Source organism: Kitasatospora sp. NPDC047058, assembly GCF_040643935.1.
Lineage (GTDB): Bacteria > Actinomycetota > Actinomycetes > Streptomycetales > Streptomycetaceae > Kitasatospora.
The window spans coordinates 1-16,649 of record NZ_JBEYVJ010000157.1; the positions used below are offsets into that span (position 1 = coordinate 1).

The 16,649-nt window shown below is 75.4% G+C and carries 8 protein-coding genes and 1 pseudogene; 7 read left to right on the forward strand and 2 right to left on the reverse strand.

The annotated features are described in order from the left end of the window. The 5 genes and pseudogenes from ABZ885_RS22605 to ABZ885_RS22625 form a co-directional block, all read left to right on the forward strand. A pseudogene (locus ABZ885_RS22605) lies at positions 1–288 on the forward strand (capreomycidine synthase); the annotation flags it as partial. A gap of 84 nt (positions 289–372) precedes the next feature. Beyond that, the gene (gntD, locus tag ABZ885_RS22610) at positions 373–1,404 is read left to right on the forward strand and encodes a guanitoxin biosynthesis L-enduracididine beta-hydroxylase GntD (protein WP_360191411.1); all 1,032 of its coding nucleotides are present in this window, start codon (positions 373–375) and stop codon (positions 1,402–1,404) included. Between the two features lie 82 nt (positions 1,405–1,486). Then, positions 1,487–8,830 (forward strand): amino acid adenylation domain-containing protein, encoded by a 7,344-nt coding sequence (locus tag ABZ885_RS22615; RefSeq protein ID WP_360191413.1) that lies wholly within the window; start codon positions 1,487–1,489, stop codon positions 8,828–8,830. Between the two features lie 144 nt (positions 8,831–8,974). Next, on the forward strand, positions 8,975–10,345 hold the full coding sequence (locus ABZ885_RS22620) for an MFS transporter (RefSeq protein WP_360191415.1): 1,371 nt from the start codon (positions 8,975–8,977) through the stop codon (positions 10,343–10,345). Continuing rightward, the gene (locus ABZ885_RS22625; RefSeq protein WP_360191417.1) at positions 10,342–11,301 is read left to right on the forward strand and encodes a GNAT family N-acetyltransferase; all 960 of its coding nucleotides are present in this window, start codon (positions 10,342–10,344) and stop codon (positions 11,299–11,301) included. The genes ABZ885_RS22620 and ABZ885_RS22625 overlap by 4 nt, the downstream gene beginning before the upstream one ends. 98 nt (positions 11,302–11,399) lie before the next feature. Here the strand turns inward: ABZ885_RS22625 and ABZ885_RS22630 are convergent, their stop codons facing one another. Continuing rightward, entirely contained in the window at positions 11,400–12,389 is a 990-nt protein-coding gene (locus tag ABZ885_RS22630) for a phospholipase (RefSeq protein ID WP_360191419.1), read from the reverse strand. A 255-nt stretch (positions 12,390–12,644) separates the two neighbouring features. Here ABZ885_RS22630 and ABZ885_RS22635 point away from each other — a divergent pair, with 255 nt between their 5' ends. After that, positions 12,645–13,046, forward strand: a complete 402-nt coding sequence (locus ABZ885_RS22635; protein ID WP_360191422.1) for a hypothetical protein — start codon at positions 12,645–12,647, stop codon at positions 13,044–13,046. A gap of 141 nt (positions 13,047–13,187) precedes the next feature. Here ABZ885_RS22635 and ABZ885_RS22640 read toward each other — a convergent pair whose 3' ends face one another. Continuing rightward, positions 13,188–14,741, reverse strand: coding sequence for a sigma-70 family RNA polymerase sigma factor (locus ABZ885_RS22640; RefSeq protein ID WP_360191425.1), 1,554 nt, complete (start codon positions 14,739–14,741; stop codon positions 13,188–13,190). A gap of 395 nt (positions 14,742–15,136) precedes the next feature. Between ABZ885_RS22640 and ABZ885_RS22645 the strand changes: the two genes are divergently transcribed. Continuing rightward, on the forward strand, positions 15,137–16,612 hold the full coding sequence (locus tag ABZ885_RS22645) for an LPXTG cell wall anchor domain-containing protein (RefSeq protein WP_360191428.1): 1,476 nt from the start codon (positions 15,137–15,139) through the stop codon (positions 16,610–16,612). Positions 16,613–16,649 lie beyond the last annotated feature (37 nt).

The following is a 16,649-nucleotide window of genomic DNA, read 5'->3' on the forward strand; positions in this document are numbered from 1 at the left end:
GCCCAGGCCACCGCCAACCGCGCGGTGCTGGCCGGCTGGCTGGCCGAGCACCGCGAGCAGGTGTCCGCCGACCTGCCGGCCGGCGGGGTCACCGCCTTCCCCGAACTGACCACGGTGACGGACGTGACCGCGTTCGCCGACCGGCTCGACCGCGACCACGGGGTGCTGGTCGTGCCCGGTGCCTGTTTCGGCGCGCCGCGGCACATCCGGCTCGGCTTCGGCGGCTCCTCCACGGAGCTGGCCGCCGGCCTCGACCGGCTCGCCGCGCTGCTCCCCGCGGCCGGCTGAGGCCCGCCGCCGGCCTTCCCCGCCGCCCTTCCGTCCGGGCTCCGCCGAGCCCTCCGCACCACCGAACACCACGAGGTGACACCCATGCACACCCTGACGCTCGACCCCGCCGACGCCGACGCCGTCGCCGCCCTGCTCGACGAGCTGGCCGGCCGGCACGGCAGCGTCGAGGACCAGGCCCTCCAGGACGAACTCACCGTCCAGTCCCACCGGCTGCCCCTCGCCCTGCGCCGCTTCCTGACCGATTTCCGGCTGCACGAGCCGGCCGGCGCCTGCGTGGTCTCCGGCTACCGCGTCGACCAGGACCGGATCGGCACCACCCCGCCGCACTGGCAGGACCGCACCGGGGTCTCCCCGGCGCTGCGCGAGGAGATCTTCCTGCTGCTGTGCGGGGCCCTGCTCGGCGAGCCGGTCGCCTGGGCCACCCAGCAGGACGGCTACCTGGTGCACGACGTCCTGCCGGTGAAGGGCCACGAGGACGAGCAGATCGGCACCGGCAGCAACCAGACCATCTTCTGGCACGTCGAGGACGCCTTCCACCCCTACCGGGGCGACTACGTGGGCCTGCTGTGCCTGCGCAACCCGGACCGCGTGCCCACCACCTTCGTCGGCGTGCAGGACCTGGAGATCTCCGCCGAGGACCGGCGGGTGCTCGCCGAGCCGCGGTTCTACATGCTGCCGGACAACTCGCACCTCCAGATGCTCGACAGCGGCCCCGGCCGGGCGCTCGCGGGCGGGGAGGAGCTGCTCGACCAGGCCTACGAGCGGCTGAAGCGGATGCGCGACGACGCCGCGCCCGTGCCGGTGCTGTTCGGCTCGCCCAGCGACCCGTACCTGTGCCTGGACCCGTACTTCATGGACCTCGACCGGCTGGACGAGGAGGCCCGGGCCGCCCTCCGGCGGCTCTCCGAGGAGATCGACCGCAGGCTCGGCGGCGCCGCGCTGGCCCCCGGCGAGATCGTCTTCGTCGACAACTACCGTGCGGTGCACGGCCGCAGCTCCTTCGCCGCGCGCTTCGACGGCACCGACCGCTGGCTCAAGCGGGTCAACGTGAGCCGCGACCTGCGCAAGTCCCGCGACGCCCGGGCCGCCGCCGGCTCCCGCGTCCTGTTCTGAGCGCCGACCGCGCATCACCGCCCCAACTCCGCCTTCCGCCCAGCGCCTTCGGGCCCGCCTGACCTTCTCCGGGGAGAGCACCGTGAGCACCACCCAGTCCACCGCCACCGCCGCCGGCACGGCCGCCGACACCGCCCGCCGGATCGCCGAGCTGTCGCCCGAGCAGCGGGCCCGGCTGGAGGCCCGGCTGCGCGAGCGGCTGGCCGGGCGCCCGGCCGCCGCGGCCGGGGTGCCGCGCCGCACGCCGGGGGCGCCGGTGCCGCTCTCCTTCGCCCAGGAGCAGATCTGGCTGGCCCAGCAGCTCGCCCCGGAGTCGGCGGCGTACAACGTGCCGATGGCGGTGGCCTGCACCGGCCCGCTGGACGTCGAGCGGCTGGCCCGGGCGTTCCGCACGGTGATCTCCCGGCACGAGGTGCTGCGCACCACCTTCGCCGCCGGACCGGACGGCACGCCGGTACAACTGGTCCACGGGGACGGCGGGTTCGCGCTGCCGGTCACCGATCTCCGGTCGGCGCCCGGGGATGCCGGGGCACTGGTGCACCAGCGGCTGGCCGAGGAGGCGCACACCCCGTTCGACCTGGCCGCCGGGCCGCTGCTGCGGGCCGCACTGCTGCGCACCGGCGAGCAGGAGCACGTCCTGCTGCTGACCGTCCATCACATCGCCGTCGACGCCTGGTCGGTGAACGTGCTGCTGGCCGAGGTGGCGGCGGCCTACCGGTCGGCGGACGGCCCGGCCGGTGCGGGACTGCCGCCGCTGCCGGTGCAGTACGGCGACTTCGCCGCCTGGCAGCGCGGCCGGCTCGACGGCGCCGCGTACCAGGAGAGCCTGGACTACTGGCAGCAGCGGCTGTCCGGCCTGACCGACACCCCGCCGCCGGCCACCGCCACCGGCCGCCCGGAGGGCGGTGCGCGTGCCGGCTCGCACAGCCTGGAACTGCCCGCCGACGTGACGGCGGGCCTGCGCGCCCTGGCCGCGCGGCACCGGACCACGCTCTTCACGGTGGCGCTGGCCGCACTCCAGACGCTGCTGCACCGCTACGGCTGCGGGGAGGACCCGGTGGTCGCCACCCCGGTCGGCGGCCGCGAGCGCACCGAACTCGAAGGCCTGATCGGCTGCTTCGTCAACACCCTGCTGCTGCGCGGCGACCTCTCCCCGCACGCCGCCGGGGACGCCCCGACCGGCGGGCCGACCTTCGCCGAGCTGCTGGACCGCGCCGCCGAGGCGACCAAGCGTGACCTCCAGCACCAGGAGGTGCCCTTCGAGCAGCTGGCCGCCCGGCTGCGGGCCGGCTCCCCGGACGGACTGGCGCGCACCATGCTGGTGCTCGACCAGGCCGCCCCGGGCGCCACCGGAGCCGCCGCCGACCCGGGCGAGCTGGTGCTGCGCCCGCTGGACGGCGCCGGCCCGGCCGACGCCAAGCGGGACCTCACCTTCACCGTGTCGGAGACCGGCGACACCCTGACGCTGACCCTGGTGCACCGCACCGACCGCTACGACGACCGGTCCGCCGAGCGCCTGCTCGCCCACTACGCCACCCTGCTGCGCGAGGCCTGCACCGACCCGCACCGCCCGGTCGGCCGGCTGCCGCTGCTCACCGCCGCCGAGCGCGCGCTGGTGCTGGACACCTGGAACGCCACCGCCCTGGAGGTGCCGGCCGGCACCTTCCACGGCCGGTTCGCCGAGCAGGCCGCCCGGACCCCGCAGGCCGTCGCGGTGGTCGGCGCCGACGGCACCCACGACTACGCCGGGTTGGAGCGGCTGGCCAACCGGCTGGCCCACCACCTGCGCGGGCTCGGCGTCGGCGCCGAGACCCCGGTCGGCATCTGCCTGGAGCGCGGCGCCTGGACCGTGGTGGCACTGCTGGCCGTACTCAAGGCCGGCGGCTGCTACGTGCCGATCGACCCGGCCCAGCCGCAGGAGCGGATGGCGATGATGCTCGCCGACACCGCCGCCCCCGTGGTGATCACCCGCGCCGCCGCGGCCGGCCGGCTGCCGGCCGGTGTCCGGGCCGTCGTGGTGGAGGAGCTGGCGCTGGACGGCCTGCCCGACACCGCCCCGGAGGTGACCGTCGACCCGGGCCAGGCGGCCTACGTGCTGTTCACCTCCGGCTCGACCGGGCGGCCCAAGGGCGTGGTGGTCGAACACCGCCAGGTGCTCAACTACCGCACCGCCGTGGGGTCCGCGCTGGGCCTGGCACCGGAGGCCGGGTACGCGATGGTGCAGCCGTTCACCTTCGACTCCTGCGTCACGGTGCTGTCCGCCGCGCTGCTGGGCGGCGGCACCCTGCACATGGTGGACGCCGACACCGCCTCGGACGGGCGTCTGCTGGCGGCCTACTTCGCCGAGCACGCGATCGACTACCTGAAGATCAGCCCCTCGCACCTGGCGGCCCTGGAGGGCCCGGGTGCCGAGCACCGGGTGCTCCCCCGTCGCGGCCTGATCCTCGGCGGCGAGGGCTCCACCAGCACCTTCGTCCGCGAGCTGCTGGGCCGGGCCGACTGCGAGGTGCTCAACCACTACGGCCCCACCGAGACCACGGTCGGCGTCACCACCCACCACCCGCGGGCCGAGGAGCTCGCCGTCACCCCGACCGTGCCGATCGGCCGGCCGCTCGGCAACGTGCGGGCGTACGTGCTGGACGGCCGGGGCGAGCCGGTGCCGGCCGGGGTGCCGGGCGAGCTGTCCATCGGCGGCGCCCAGGTGACCCGCGGCTACCTCGGCCGGCCCGGCCTGACCGCCGAGCGCTTCGTCCCGGACCCGTACGGCGAGCCCGGCGCCCGGCTCTACCGCACCGGCGACCTCACCCGCCGGCTGCCGGACGGCGCGATCGAGTTCCTCGGGCGGCTGGACGACCAGGTGAAGATCCGCGGCTTCCGGATCGAACTGGGCGAGGTGGAGGCGGCGTTGGCCGCGCTGGAGCCGGTGGCGGCGGCCGCGGCGGTGGTCCGCGAGGACCGTCCGGGCGACCGGCAGCTGGTCGGCTACCTCGTCCCGGTGCCCGGCGCCGAGGTCGAACCGGCCTCGCTGCGCGCCGAGTTGGCGAAGGCCCTGCCCGGCTACATGGTCCCGTCCGCGCTGGTGGTGCTCGACGCGCTGCCGCTGACCGCGCACAACAAGCTGGACCGCCGGGCGCTGCCGGCCCCGCCCCGCCAGGAGACCGCCGCGGGCCGGACCGCGCGCGACGAGCGGGAGGCCGCCCTGTGCCGGATCTTCGCCGAGGTGCTGGGCACCGAACGCGAGCCGGGCATCGACGACAACTTCTTCGACCTCGGCGGCCACTCACTGCTGGCGATGCGGCTGGTCGCGGCCGTCCGCACCGCGCTGGACGCGGAGTTGGGCGTGCGCGACCTCTTCGAGGCACCGACCGTCGCCCGGCTCGCGGAGCGGCTGTCGTCCGCCCGCCCGGCCGCCGCGCTGCCGGCACTGGAGCCGGTGGAGCGGCCGGAGCGCATCCCGCTCTCCCCTGCGCAGTCCCGGCTCTGGTTCCTCAACCGGATGGAGGGCGAGGCGAGCGCGTACGCCATGCCGGTGGTGCTACGGCTGACGGAGGCCGTGGACACCGCCGCCCTGCAGGCCGCACTGGACGACGTCGTCGAGCGCCACGAGACCCTGCGCACCCTCTTCCCCGAGACCGACGGCGAACCCCGCCAGGACATCCGCCCCGCCGGCCCCGCACTCATCCCGCTCCTGACCGTGGAAACCGACGAGGCCGACGCCCGCACCCGCATCGCCACCCTCGCCGCCACCCCCTTCGACCTCACCACCGAACTCCCCCTGCGCGCCGCCCTCTTCACCCTCTCCCCCGACCACCACCTGCTCGCCCTCGTCCTCCACCACATCGCCGGCGACGGCTGGTCCATGCAACCCCTCACCCACGACCTCACCACCGCCTACCACGCCCACACCACCGGCCACACCCCCGACTGGCCCGAACTCCCCGTCCAGTACGCCGACTACACCCTCTGGCAACACCACCACCTCGGAAACCCCGACACCCCCCACACCCCCCTCCACCAGCAACTCACCCACTGGACCACCCACCTCACCAACCTCCCCGAAGAAATCACCCTCCCCACCGACCACCCCCGACCCACCAACCCCACCCACCACGCCCACACCCACACCACCCACACCCACCCCGCCACCCACCAAAAGCTCACCACCCACGCCCACACCCACCACGCCACCCTCTTCCACACCCTCCACGCCGCCCTCGCCACCCTCCTCACCCGCAACGGCGCCGGCACCGACCTCCCCATCGGCACCCCCACCGCCGGCCGCACCCACCCCCACCTCGACCACCTCATCGGCTTCTTCGTCAACACCCTCCTCCTCCGCACCAACACCACCGGCAACCCCACCCACACCCAACTCCTCCACCACACCCGCAACCTCAACCTCACCGCCCTCACCCACCAGGACCTCCCCTTCGAACGCCTCGTAGAAGCCCTCAACCCCACCCGCACCCCCCACCGCCACCCCCTCTTCCAAACCATCCTCACCCTCAACAACACCACCCCGGTGAACAGCGAACTCGACTCCCAGGACGTCGAGTTCGAGAGCGCAGCCAAGTTCGACCTCTCCTTCACGGTCACCGAGCACCGGACCGCCGACGGCGCCCCCGGCGGCCTCACCGTCACCATCGAGTACGCCGCCGACCTCTTCGAACCGACCACCATCGAACGCCTCGCCAACCAGTTCCAGCGCATCCTGCACAGCGCCGCCGACCACCCCGACACCCCCATCCACGACATCGACCTGCTCGCCGAGCACGAGCGGCAGGCCCTGTTCACCGACTGGAACGGCCCGACGCGCGAGCTGCCCGGCCGGACGCTCCCGGAGCTGTTCGCCGCCCAGGCCGCCCGCACCCCCGACGCCACCGCCGTCGTCTGCGGCACCGACACCCTCAGCTACGCCCAGCTCGACACCGCGGCCAACCGCCTGGCCCGCCACCTGGTGGCACGGGGCGCCGGCCCCGAGCGCCTGGTCGCGCTGGCCGTGCCCCGGTCGGTGGAGACCCTGGTGGCCGTCCTCGCGGTGCTCAAGTCCGGTGCGGCCTACCTGCCGGTCGACCTCACCCACCCGGGCGAGCGGATCGCCTACACCCTGGCCGACGCCCGGCCGCTGTGCGTGCTCACCACCACCGAGGCGGCCGCGCTGCTGCCCGCCACCGAGCACCCCCGTCTGCTGCTGGACGCCCCGGAGACGGCCGCCGCCCTGGCCGCCCTGCCGGAGCACGACCTCACCGACGCCGACCGCTCGGCGCCGCTGTCGCTGCGCAACCCGGCCTACGTGATCTACACCTCCGGCTCCACCGGCCGCCCCAAGGGCGTGGTGGTCGAGCACCACTCGCTGGACGCCTACCTGGCCTGGGCCCGCGAGGCGTACGGCAGCGTGGCCGGCCGGGCGCTGGTCCACTCGCCGGTGTCCTTCGACCTCACCGTCACCGGCCTGTTCGCACCGCTCACCAGCGGCGGCACCGTCCAGTTGATCGAACTGGACGACGAGGCGCCCACGGCAGGGGAGTTCGACCGCCCGACCTTCGTCAAGGCCACCCCGAGCCACCTGGCCCTGCTGACCGCGCTGCCCGAGCGCTTCTCGCCCAGCGAGCAGCTGGTGCTCGGCGGCGAGTCGCTGATGGGCGAGGTGCTGGACGAGTGGCGCCGGCGCCACCCGGGGGCCACCGTGATCAACGAGTACGGCCCGACCGAGACCACGGTCGGCTGCACCGAGTTCCGGATCGGGCCCGGCGACGCCGCGCCCTCCGGTGTGATCACCATCGGACGGCCGATCTGGAACACCCGGATGTACGTGCTGGACGAGGCGCTGCGGGCGCTGCCGGTCGGCGTCGGCGGTGAACTCTTCATCGCCGGCGACCTGGTGACCCGCGGCTACCTGGGCCGCCCGGCCCTGACCGCCGAGCGCTTCCTGCCCGACCCGTTCGGCGCGCCCGGCTCCCGGATGTACCGCACCGGCGACCTCGGCCGCTGGCACCACGAAGGCCGGCTGGAGTTCCTCGGCCGCACCGACGACCAGGTCAAACTCCGCGGCTTCCGGATCGAACCCGCCGAGATCGAGACCCACTTCACCAGCCGGAGCGACATCGTCCAGGCCGCCGTCGTCCTCCGCGAGGACCACCCGGGCGACCAGAGGCTCATCGCCTACCTCGTCCCCGCCGACGATGCGGCCACCGTCCCGGACCTCGCCGAACTGCGGGCCACCGCCGCCGCCCGACTGCCCGCCCACCTCGTGCCGTCCGCGGTCGTCCTGCTCGACACCCTCCCGCTCACCCCCAACGGCAAGCTCGACCGCCGCGCCCTCCCCGCCCCCGCCGCGTCCAGCTCCGAAGCCGGCCTCGCACCCCGCACCCCGCGCGAGGAAGTCCTCTGCGGCCTCTTCGCCACCACCCTCAACACCGACACCGTCGGCATCGACGACAACTTCTTCGACCTCGGCGGCCACTCACTGCTGGCCGCCCGGCTGACCGCCCGGATCCGCGACGAGCTCGGCATCCGGATCGGCCTTCGGGCGCTGTTCGAGACCCCGACCGTGGCCCTGCTGGCCGAACGGCTCGGCGCCGAGGGCGGGCTCGAATCCGGCGACGGACTCGGCCAGGTGCTGCCGCTGCGCACCGGCGGCAGCCGCCCGCCGCTGTTCGCCGTGCACCCCGGCGGCGGCCTCGGCTGGTGCTACTCCGGTCTGGTCCGCCACCTGGACCGCGACCGGCCGCTGTACGCGCTGCAGGCCCGCGGACTCGACGGGAACGGCGAACTGCCGGGCACCGTCGCCGAGATGGCGGCCGACTACCTGCAGCTGATCCGCGAGGTACAGCCGAGCGGCCCGTACCACCTGCTCGGCTGGTCCTTCGGCGGCACGGTGGCCCACGAGCTGGCCCGCCAACTGCAGGAGGCGGGCGAGGAGGTGGCGCTGCTGGCGATGCTCGACTCGCACCCGACCGGCCGCTTCCGGCACGCCGGCCGGCCCGGCGACGCGGAGATCCTCTCGCTGGCGCTGGACGGCCTCGACCTCGACGAGCTGGGCGCCCTCGCCGCGGCCGCGCCGGCGGGCGACGCCGACGCCCTGGGCGACGGACTCCCCACCGCCGAGGCCGTGTCGGAGCTGCTGCGCGAGCGCGGCAGCGTCCTGGCCGGGCTGGACCCGGCGGCGCTGCGCCGGCTGGTGCGGGTGACCGCCAACAACATCGCGCTGGCCCAGGGCGAACAGCCGGGCCGCTACCGGGGCCCGGTGCTCTTCTTCGAGGCCCTGCCCGGCCGGGGCGCCGACGGCACCCCGCTGACCGAACTGTGGACGGCGCACGTGGACGGCCCGATCGAGAACCACCCGCTGGACGTCCCGCACAGCCGCTTCACCACGCCGGAGGCCCTGGACGTGATCGGCCCGGTCCTGGCCGCCCGCCTGCGCTGACCCGGCCGGAGCGCGGTGGTGGTGCGGCCGGCCCGGCGGCACCACCACCGCCCTTCCCCTCCCCTCCCCTCCCTTTCCCTTCTCGGACCGGAGCCCTCTCATGCGCACGCCGTCCACCCCTCCCCCGCGCCCACCGGAGGCGCCGTGACCACCTTCCTGATCGTCTGGGCCGGGCGGCTGGTCACCGCGCTCGGCTCCGGGATCTCCGGCTTCGCCCTCGGCCTGTGGATCTACCAACAGACCGGCTCCGTCACCCAGTTCGCCACCGGCCTGCTGCTCGGCTTCGCCCCGGGCATGCTGGCCGCCCCGGCCGCCGGCGTCCTGGTGGACCGCCACCGCCGCCGGACCGTCCTGCTCTGCGCGGACGCGGTGGCCATGCTCGCGGCCGTGGCGATGGCCGCCGCCGAGGCGACCGGCCACCTGGCCGTCTGGCAGGTGTACGCGACCACCGTCGTGGAGTCCTGCTGCGCCGCCTTCCAGTGGCCCGCGCTCGCCGCCGCCGTGACCGGCATGGTCCCGCCCGGCCAGCGCGGCCGGGCCGGGGCGATGACCCAGACCGCCCTGGCCGGAGCCCAGTTGCTCGGCCCGATGCTCGCCGCCGTCCTGCTCGGCGCGGGCGGGCTGCGCGCCGTCCTGGTGACCGACGTCGTCTCGTTCGCCCTCGGCCTGCTCACCCTGCTGGTCGCCCGCTTCCCCGAGCCGACCGGCCGCCCGGACCGCCCCCGCCCTTCGGGTCGCCCCGACGGTCCGGAGCAACGTCGGGGCTGGCGCGCCGAGTTGACCGAAGGGCGACGGCTGCTCACCGGCCAACCGGGCCTGCGGTACCTGCTCCGCGTGGTCACCGTGCTCAACGGGGCCGAGGCCGCCGCCACCGCACTGCTGCTGCCCCTCGTACTGGCCGGCACCCCGGCCTCCGGGCAGAACGCCGCGGTCGCCATGGTCAGCACCTCCGGAGGCCTCGGCCTGGCGGCCGGCAGCGTCGCCATGTCGGTCTGGTCCGGCCCGCGCCGGCCACTCGTCTGGGTGACCTCGGCGACCGTCCTCAGCGGCGGCGCCGTCCTGGCGGCGGGCCTCCACCCGCGGCCCGGCCTCCTGGCGGCGGCGGCCTTCACGTTCTTCCTCGGCCTGCCGGTGGTGAGCAGCTGTGCGCAGGTGCTCTGGCAGTCCGCGGTCGCCGCCGAGGCACAGGGGCGGGTCTTCGCCCTGCGCCGGATGTTCACCCAGGGCGGCACCCTGCTCGGCTACCTGCTGGCCGGACCGCTCGCCTCGCAGATCTGCGACCCGCTGGTGGCGCCCGGCGGTCCGCTCGACTCCACCCTCGGCCGCCTCCTCGGCACCGCCCGGGACCGCGGCAGCGCGCTGCTGCTCTGCTGCACCGGCCTGCTCCTGGCCGCCACCGGCCTGGCCGGGCGCCGCCACACCGTCGAGGCCCTTCCACCCCCGGAACCGGCCGGGTGCGATAGAACCGCCCTGACCAGGATTCCCGTCAACTCCCCCGATTCGGAGCCGTTGTGATTGTCCGTCCGACCGTCGCGTCCGACCTCGGCCGCGTCCTCCCGCTGATCGCCCCCGACCCGGCCACCGGCCTGACGGCCGACACCTACCGCACCCGGCTCGCCGACGGCGAGTACCGCCCCGAGTGGACCTGGATCGCCGAGGAGGCCCCCGACGGCACACCGCTCGCGGCCGCCGTCTGGTGGGGCGACCCGGACGGCGACCTGCCCGACGCCCTGGACGGCGTGTTCGTCCACGCCTCGGTGCGGACGGACGCCGACCGCACCGGCCTGGCCGCGGAGCTGCTCACCGCGGCCCACGCGGCCTACGCCGGGGCCGGCGCGGAGGCCGCCCCGGAGTACCACCTCGTCCTGCCCGGCGACTGGCGCGAACGCCCCGAGGCGGTCGCGGCGGTGGCCTGGCGCCGCGAGGCGGCCCGGCGGGCCGGCCTCCCGGTGAGCCTGGAACGGCTGCGCTACGAGTGGACGCCCCCGGCCGGCCTCCCCGAGCCGTCCGGCCGCCTCCTCCTCCACCCCGAGCCCGACGACGAGGTCTTCGTCGGCCTGTTCCGCCGGGTCCTGGCCGGCACCCTCGACACCGACTCCCGCAAGGAGGCCGAACGCCTCGGTGCCGAGGCCCAGGCCCGCGCCGACGTCGCCTTCTACCGGGACACCATGCTCGGCGACCGCTCCTGGTGGCGCGTCGCCCGCACGCCCGACGGCGAGCCGGTCGGCTTCGGCATCCCCTCCCGCAACCACGCCTTCCCCGTCGTCGGCTACCTGGGCGTCGTCCCGGAACACCGCGGCCACCGGTACGGCGACGACATCCTCGCCGAGATCACCCGGATCCTCGCCGCCGAGACCGCGCCCGAGCGCGTCCGCGCCGACACCGACCTCGCCAACACCCCGATGTCCGCGGCCTTCGACCGCCTCGGCTACCGCAACGACACCCGCCGGCTGGTCCTCTCCCCGCACTGACCCCCTGCGCCGCCGGGGCCGCTGGCCGTCCGGCGGAACGCCCTCGGGGCCGCGGGCCGGGATCCCGGCGCACGGTCCCGAGGGCGCGGCTCTCCCCGTTACCGGAACAGGCGGTCGCCGCTGGTCGCCATGCGGTGAGTGCCGCTGTGGCGGTTCACCCAGTCACGGATGAGGTTGACGGCGTTGGCGCACTGCCAGCTGTTGTCGTACTCGCGCACCCCGGTGAAGCTGCCGTAGCCCGCGATGATGCCGTCCACCCGGGCATCGCCCAGCAGCTTGTCGACGTACCACGGGTCGTTGTACGTGGTCGTCCAGGACAGCGTGGCCGCGAGCTGGCGCGCATCCCGGTCCGCGGCGCCCTTCTTCAGCTCCGCGCACGTGTTGCGGGCGGCCTCGGTGCAGTTGCCGAACCCCTTGGTGATGTCGCTGTCGCCGTAGTCCATCACCCGGTGGCCGGCCGGGAACCCGGACCCGGACCGGTTGAAGGCGTTCCGGGCCTGGTCGCGGGTGCCGGTGGTGGTGATGCCCTCCAGGGGGCCGAGCCTGCCCTCCAGGCTCTTCCAGCCCCGGCCGCCGACATCCGGGGTGCTGCCGCCGTGGTACTCGTAGAAGCCGTAGAGCACCTGGATCCCGGCGGCCGTCAGGCGCTGCGCCTTGTCGCGCAGGCCGGCGACGCTGCACCCGCGGTTCTGCTGCTCCCCGCAGTAGTTCGGGTCCTTGATGTCCAGCCAGACCAGCCCCAGCCGGCGCCCGGCGTTGGCGTTGGCGAGGATGCGGTCGATCATGCTGTCGAAGCCCGGGCCCAGCCGGTTGTCACCGGCCGAGGAGCAGTCGTGGTAGGCGCGCCACTCGTTCGGGTTCCACCAGGCGCAGACGTCGATCTCGATGCCGTTGGCGCCGTGGTTGAGCGCGGCGTCCACGCCGTCCAGGGTGTCGACCCGGTGCGCGATGGCGTAGACCGGGTGACGCTGGTCGGCCGCCGCCGCCGGTGTCGCGCCGACCGCGGTCGTACCGATGATTCCGCACAGCGCCGCCATCAGCGCCGGCAGCACCCGCGGGCCGGCACCACGCCTGAGGTGAGTCTTCAAGGGGCACTCCTTCTTGTCGGTGTCCTGACCAGAAAGTCGACCGCACCGACGCCCCGGTTCCCTCGACTTGACGGTTGGTCAGCCTCCGCCGATCGCCGGGGGTCCCGCCGGGCCGGCGATTGACCCGACCGGCCCCCGGCGGCCCCGGCCGACACGCCACGGGCGGCGGACCATCGTCCGCCACCCCGGGGAGCTGCGCCTACTGTCGCCTTCGCCCGATCAGGCAGATTTCCTGACAGAAGCGGAGAATCCCCCATGAACCGTCGCATCACCCGGACGCTGACCCTGCTCGCCGCCGCCGGAATCGCCGCCGTGCCGACCGCCGCGAGCGCCGAGGTCGTCTCCGGCGGCAACCACGGGACGGTCATCATCGGTGACAACAACCAGGTCGCCGGCTACGACATCATCAACGCGGGCCACGACGCCACCGTCGGCTCCCACAACGGCTCGAACGGGTCGAACGGGGTGGCCGGCACCGCCATGGACGCCGCCCAGGCCACGGGGGGCAACCGCTGGACCGTGATCGTCGGTGACAACAACCAGGTCGCCGGGGACGACATCATCAACGCGGGCAACGACGCCACCGTCGGCTCCTACAACGGCGACTCCGGCATGGCGGCGATGACGGCCGCCGCGCTGCGGCCGGTCACGGGCTGAGGCCGGCACGGGCCGAGGCCCCGGGGCCGGCGCGCAGGGACCCCGCCTGTGCACCGGCCCCGCCTGCCGACCCCGCCCCGCCGCACAGACCCGCCGCACCGACCCCGGCCGGACCGCCCGCCGCGCCCCGGGATGCGGCGGTCAGGCGCCCGGCGGCCGCTGCTGCCAGCGGAAGGCCTCGCTGTCGTAGTAGTTCTGGCTCTGCGTCAGCTGGTCGCCGGGGCCCGGGTGGTCCGCCTTCGGCCAGTGCTTGAGGCCGAACAGCAGACCGCTCGCGGTGTTCACCACCATGCCGTTGGGGCAGAGGGTCCAGACCTGGTCCTTGGCCCCGTTCGCGCAGTTCCCCTGGACGAGCGGGGCGCCGTCCGCCGTGCTGCCGCCGGTGCCCAGGCACCGGCCGGTGCCGGCGTTCCTGATCCGCACGTCGTCGCCGACGGGGACCAGGATCCAGGCCTGGCCGGCGCTCCGGTCACAGGTGCGCTGGGTGAGGGCGCCGCCGGGGTCGGCCTGGGCGCACAGGCCGGTCATGGCGTTGACGAGGGTCCGGGAGCCCGGGGGCGGGGCGGTGGCGGACGCGGTGGGGGCAGCGGGGGTGGCGGCGGAGGGGGTGGCGGACGGCGGGGCCACGGAGGCGGCCGGAGCGGCCGGGACGGCCGGCTCCCGACGCGCCGTTTCGCCGGCCGGGGTCGCGGCCGGCGGGGGCGCGGCCCGGTGCGGGCTCTGCCCCTGGTCCGGAACCACGGCGACGGCGACGACGGTCGCACCGGCGACGGCCGCGGCCGTCCACGCCGCCTTGGCGGTGCCGAGGCGCGCGGCCCCCAGCTTCGCGACTCCCAGCTTGGCGGCCACCAGCTGGAGTCCGTGCCCCGCCGACGGCCAGAGGCCGGCGGGGTTCCAGAGCAGGAGGCCGGCGGGCAGCAACGCACCGAGTCGGCCGTTGAGGTCCCGCAGGTCGCGTTCGGCGCGGGCGCAGTCGGCGCAGGACCGGAGGTGGCGGCCGAGATCGCGGGCGGCACGCTTGTCCGGCCGGCGGATGGAGGCCGCGAGCAGGCCGCCGTAGTGGCGGCACTCCTCGCTGCCGGCCTGGTCGAGGTGGGCCCGCAGATAGGCCTCGCGCAGGCCCTCCCGGGCGCGGGCGACGAGGGACCCGATGCCGCGGGCGGTGATGCCCAGGCGCCGGGCGGTCGCGTCGGCGGGCTCGCGCTCGACCACCGCGTGCCAGAGCACGGCCTGCCAGCGTTCGGGCAGCGACCGGTAGGCGCGCAGGACGAGCGAGCCCTCCTCGGCGGCGAGCACGGCGTCCTCGACGTCCTGGCCGGCGGGCAGGGCGTCGGCCCAGGACTCGAAGTCGTCCGACAGCTGGGTGCGGGCGCCGTCCCGCGCCCAGTCCACCGCTGTGTGGCGGACGCAGGTCAGCAGGTAGGGGCGCCAGGCGTGCTGCGGTCCGGCCCCGGAGGCCACCGAGCGGTAGGTCCGGGCGAAGGCCTCGGCGGCGAGGTCGTGGGCGGTGGCGGCGTCCCGGCAGCAGGTGCGGGCGTAGGCGAGCACGGCGGTGTGGTGGCGGGCGAACACCTCGCCCATCACGTCGTGGACGGCGGCCCCCGCCACCGCCGGCGGCTCGCGCAGCAGCGCGGCCAGCTCGGCATCGGTCAGGCCGGTGAGGTCCGCCCGGAAAGCCGTCGTCAGTACGCTCAACACGCTCCCCTGTCTGTCCGCTGATGGCCGGTCCGATGACGGCGGACGGCACGCCCGCCACGCGAGGCCGGCCCAGGTCCCGGCCGGATAGCGCGCAAGTGTGCCACGCCTTCCCGCCTGCCCGGCAACGCGGGACGGCCCGCGGACGCGGCGGCGGAGGCGCGACGGACCGCCGGGGCCTCCGGGCCGGCGGGCGCCCGTCGAGGCGTCCCGCGACCCGGCGGGAGCGCGGGGCCGGGACCATCCGTACCCGCACCGCCGGTCGGCCGGCCCGCCGTCGAACGGCTTCGGTAAAGACTTGGCAAAGTCGCGGGTCGTCCGGCGCCCCGCCCGGTCTCCCCTCAGGAACTGCAGCCGCCCCCGCGGCCTCCCGCACCCACCGAAGGGACCCACCCATGGCACGCCACACCTCCCCCGGCGACGTAGCCCGCCGGTCGGCCTCGGCTCTCCTCGCCGTCACGGCCGCGAGCGCCTTGACGCTCTCGGCGACCGTCCTCGCCACGCCGGCCCTGGCCGATCCCGGGACGCAGAAGACCGACCGGCACGCCGTGGTCCTGGTCAACTTCCGCAACGCCAAGCTGGCCGGCCCCGACGCGGACCGCCAGGACGCCCTCAGCCACTTCTTCGGCCCGGCCAACTCGCTGACCTCGTACTACGCGGCCAACTCCGGTGGCCGGCTCGGCGTGGTGCCGGCCAAGGGGGACGGCGTGTTCGGCCCGTTCGACCTCGACATGGACAACTCCGCCTGCGACACCGGCAAGATCGCCGAACTCGCCCGCAAGGCCGTCGCGGACGTGTCCTACGACCACCTGTCGATCGTCATGCCGAGCACCAAGGCGTGCCAGTGGTGGGGCCTCGGCTACCAGCCCGGCGCCATCACCTGGTTCCAGGAGGGCGCCGTCCGGGACACCGCCGCCATCGCCCACGAGATGGGCCACAACCTCGGATTCGCCCACCAGGACCGCCAGGTGTGCACGCCGGGCAGCTTCACCGCCTGCACCGCCGACGGCTACAGCCGGCGGACGCCCATGGGCGCGGGCGGCGAGAAGAAGGGCCTCTCCGCGCCGGAACTCCTCGCGCAGAAGTGGCTGACCGACCAGCAGGTCACCACCCCCACCGCCACCACGACCGTGCACCTCACGCCGCTGCACGCCGCCGCGGGCAGCGCCGGCGTGCGCGCCGTCGACGTTCCCCTGGGAGGCGGCGGCGACCGGATCGTCGTCGAGTTCCGCACCCCCGACGCCGGTACCGCGGACCTGGACGTCGCGCAGGGTGTCGACGTCTACCGCGTGCCCAAGGGCCAGTACGACCACGCCGTCATGATCGGCAACAGCAAGCAGGACGACAAGGCGACCACCGGCTCGTTCACGGGCACCGCGGCGCTCACCGACACCGCGAGCGGCCTGTCCATCAGCGTCACCGGGGCGACCGCCGCCGGTGCCGACGTCCGGATGGCGTTCGGCGTCGGCAGCACGCCCACCCCCGGCCCCACGTCGAGCGCCTCGCCCACGTCGGGCACCGCTCCGACGTCGGGCACTGCACCCACGTCGAGCGCCGCACCCACCAAGCCCGGCAGCGGCAGCACCCCGACCGGCACCGGCACCGGCAGCACCACCGCCCCGGCTCCCGCCCAGCCGACGCCCGGCCAGCCCGCCCAGCCCACCGCCCAGGGCGACGACACGACCGACCTCGGCACCACCGCCCTCCCGGCCCGGGCCACCGAAACCGCCGCCACCGGCACCGGCTCCCTCGCCCAGACCGGCGCCAAGACCACCACCCCCGCCGTCGTCGGCAGCATCCTCGTGCTCGTCGGCGCCACCACCGCGCTCGTCCTGCGCCGCCGCCGCGCCACCCAGCACCGCCGGCACTGACCGCCACCGGGTCCCGCCGGCCGACCGCGGCCGGCGG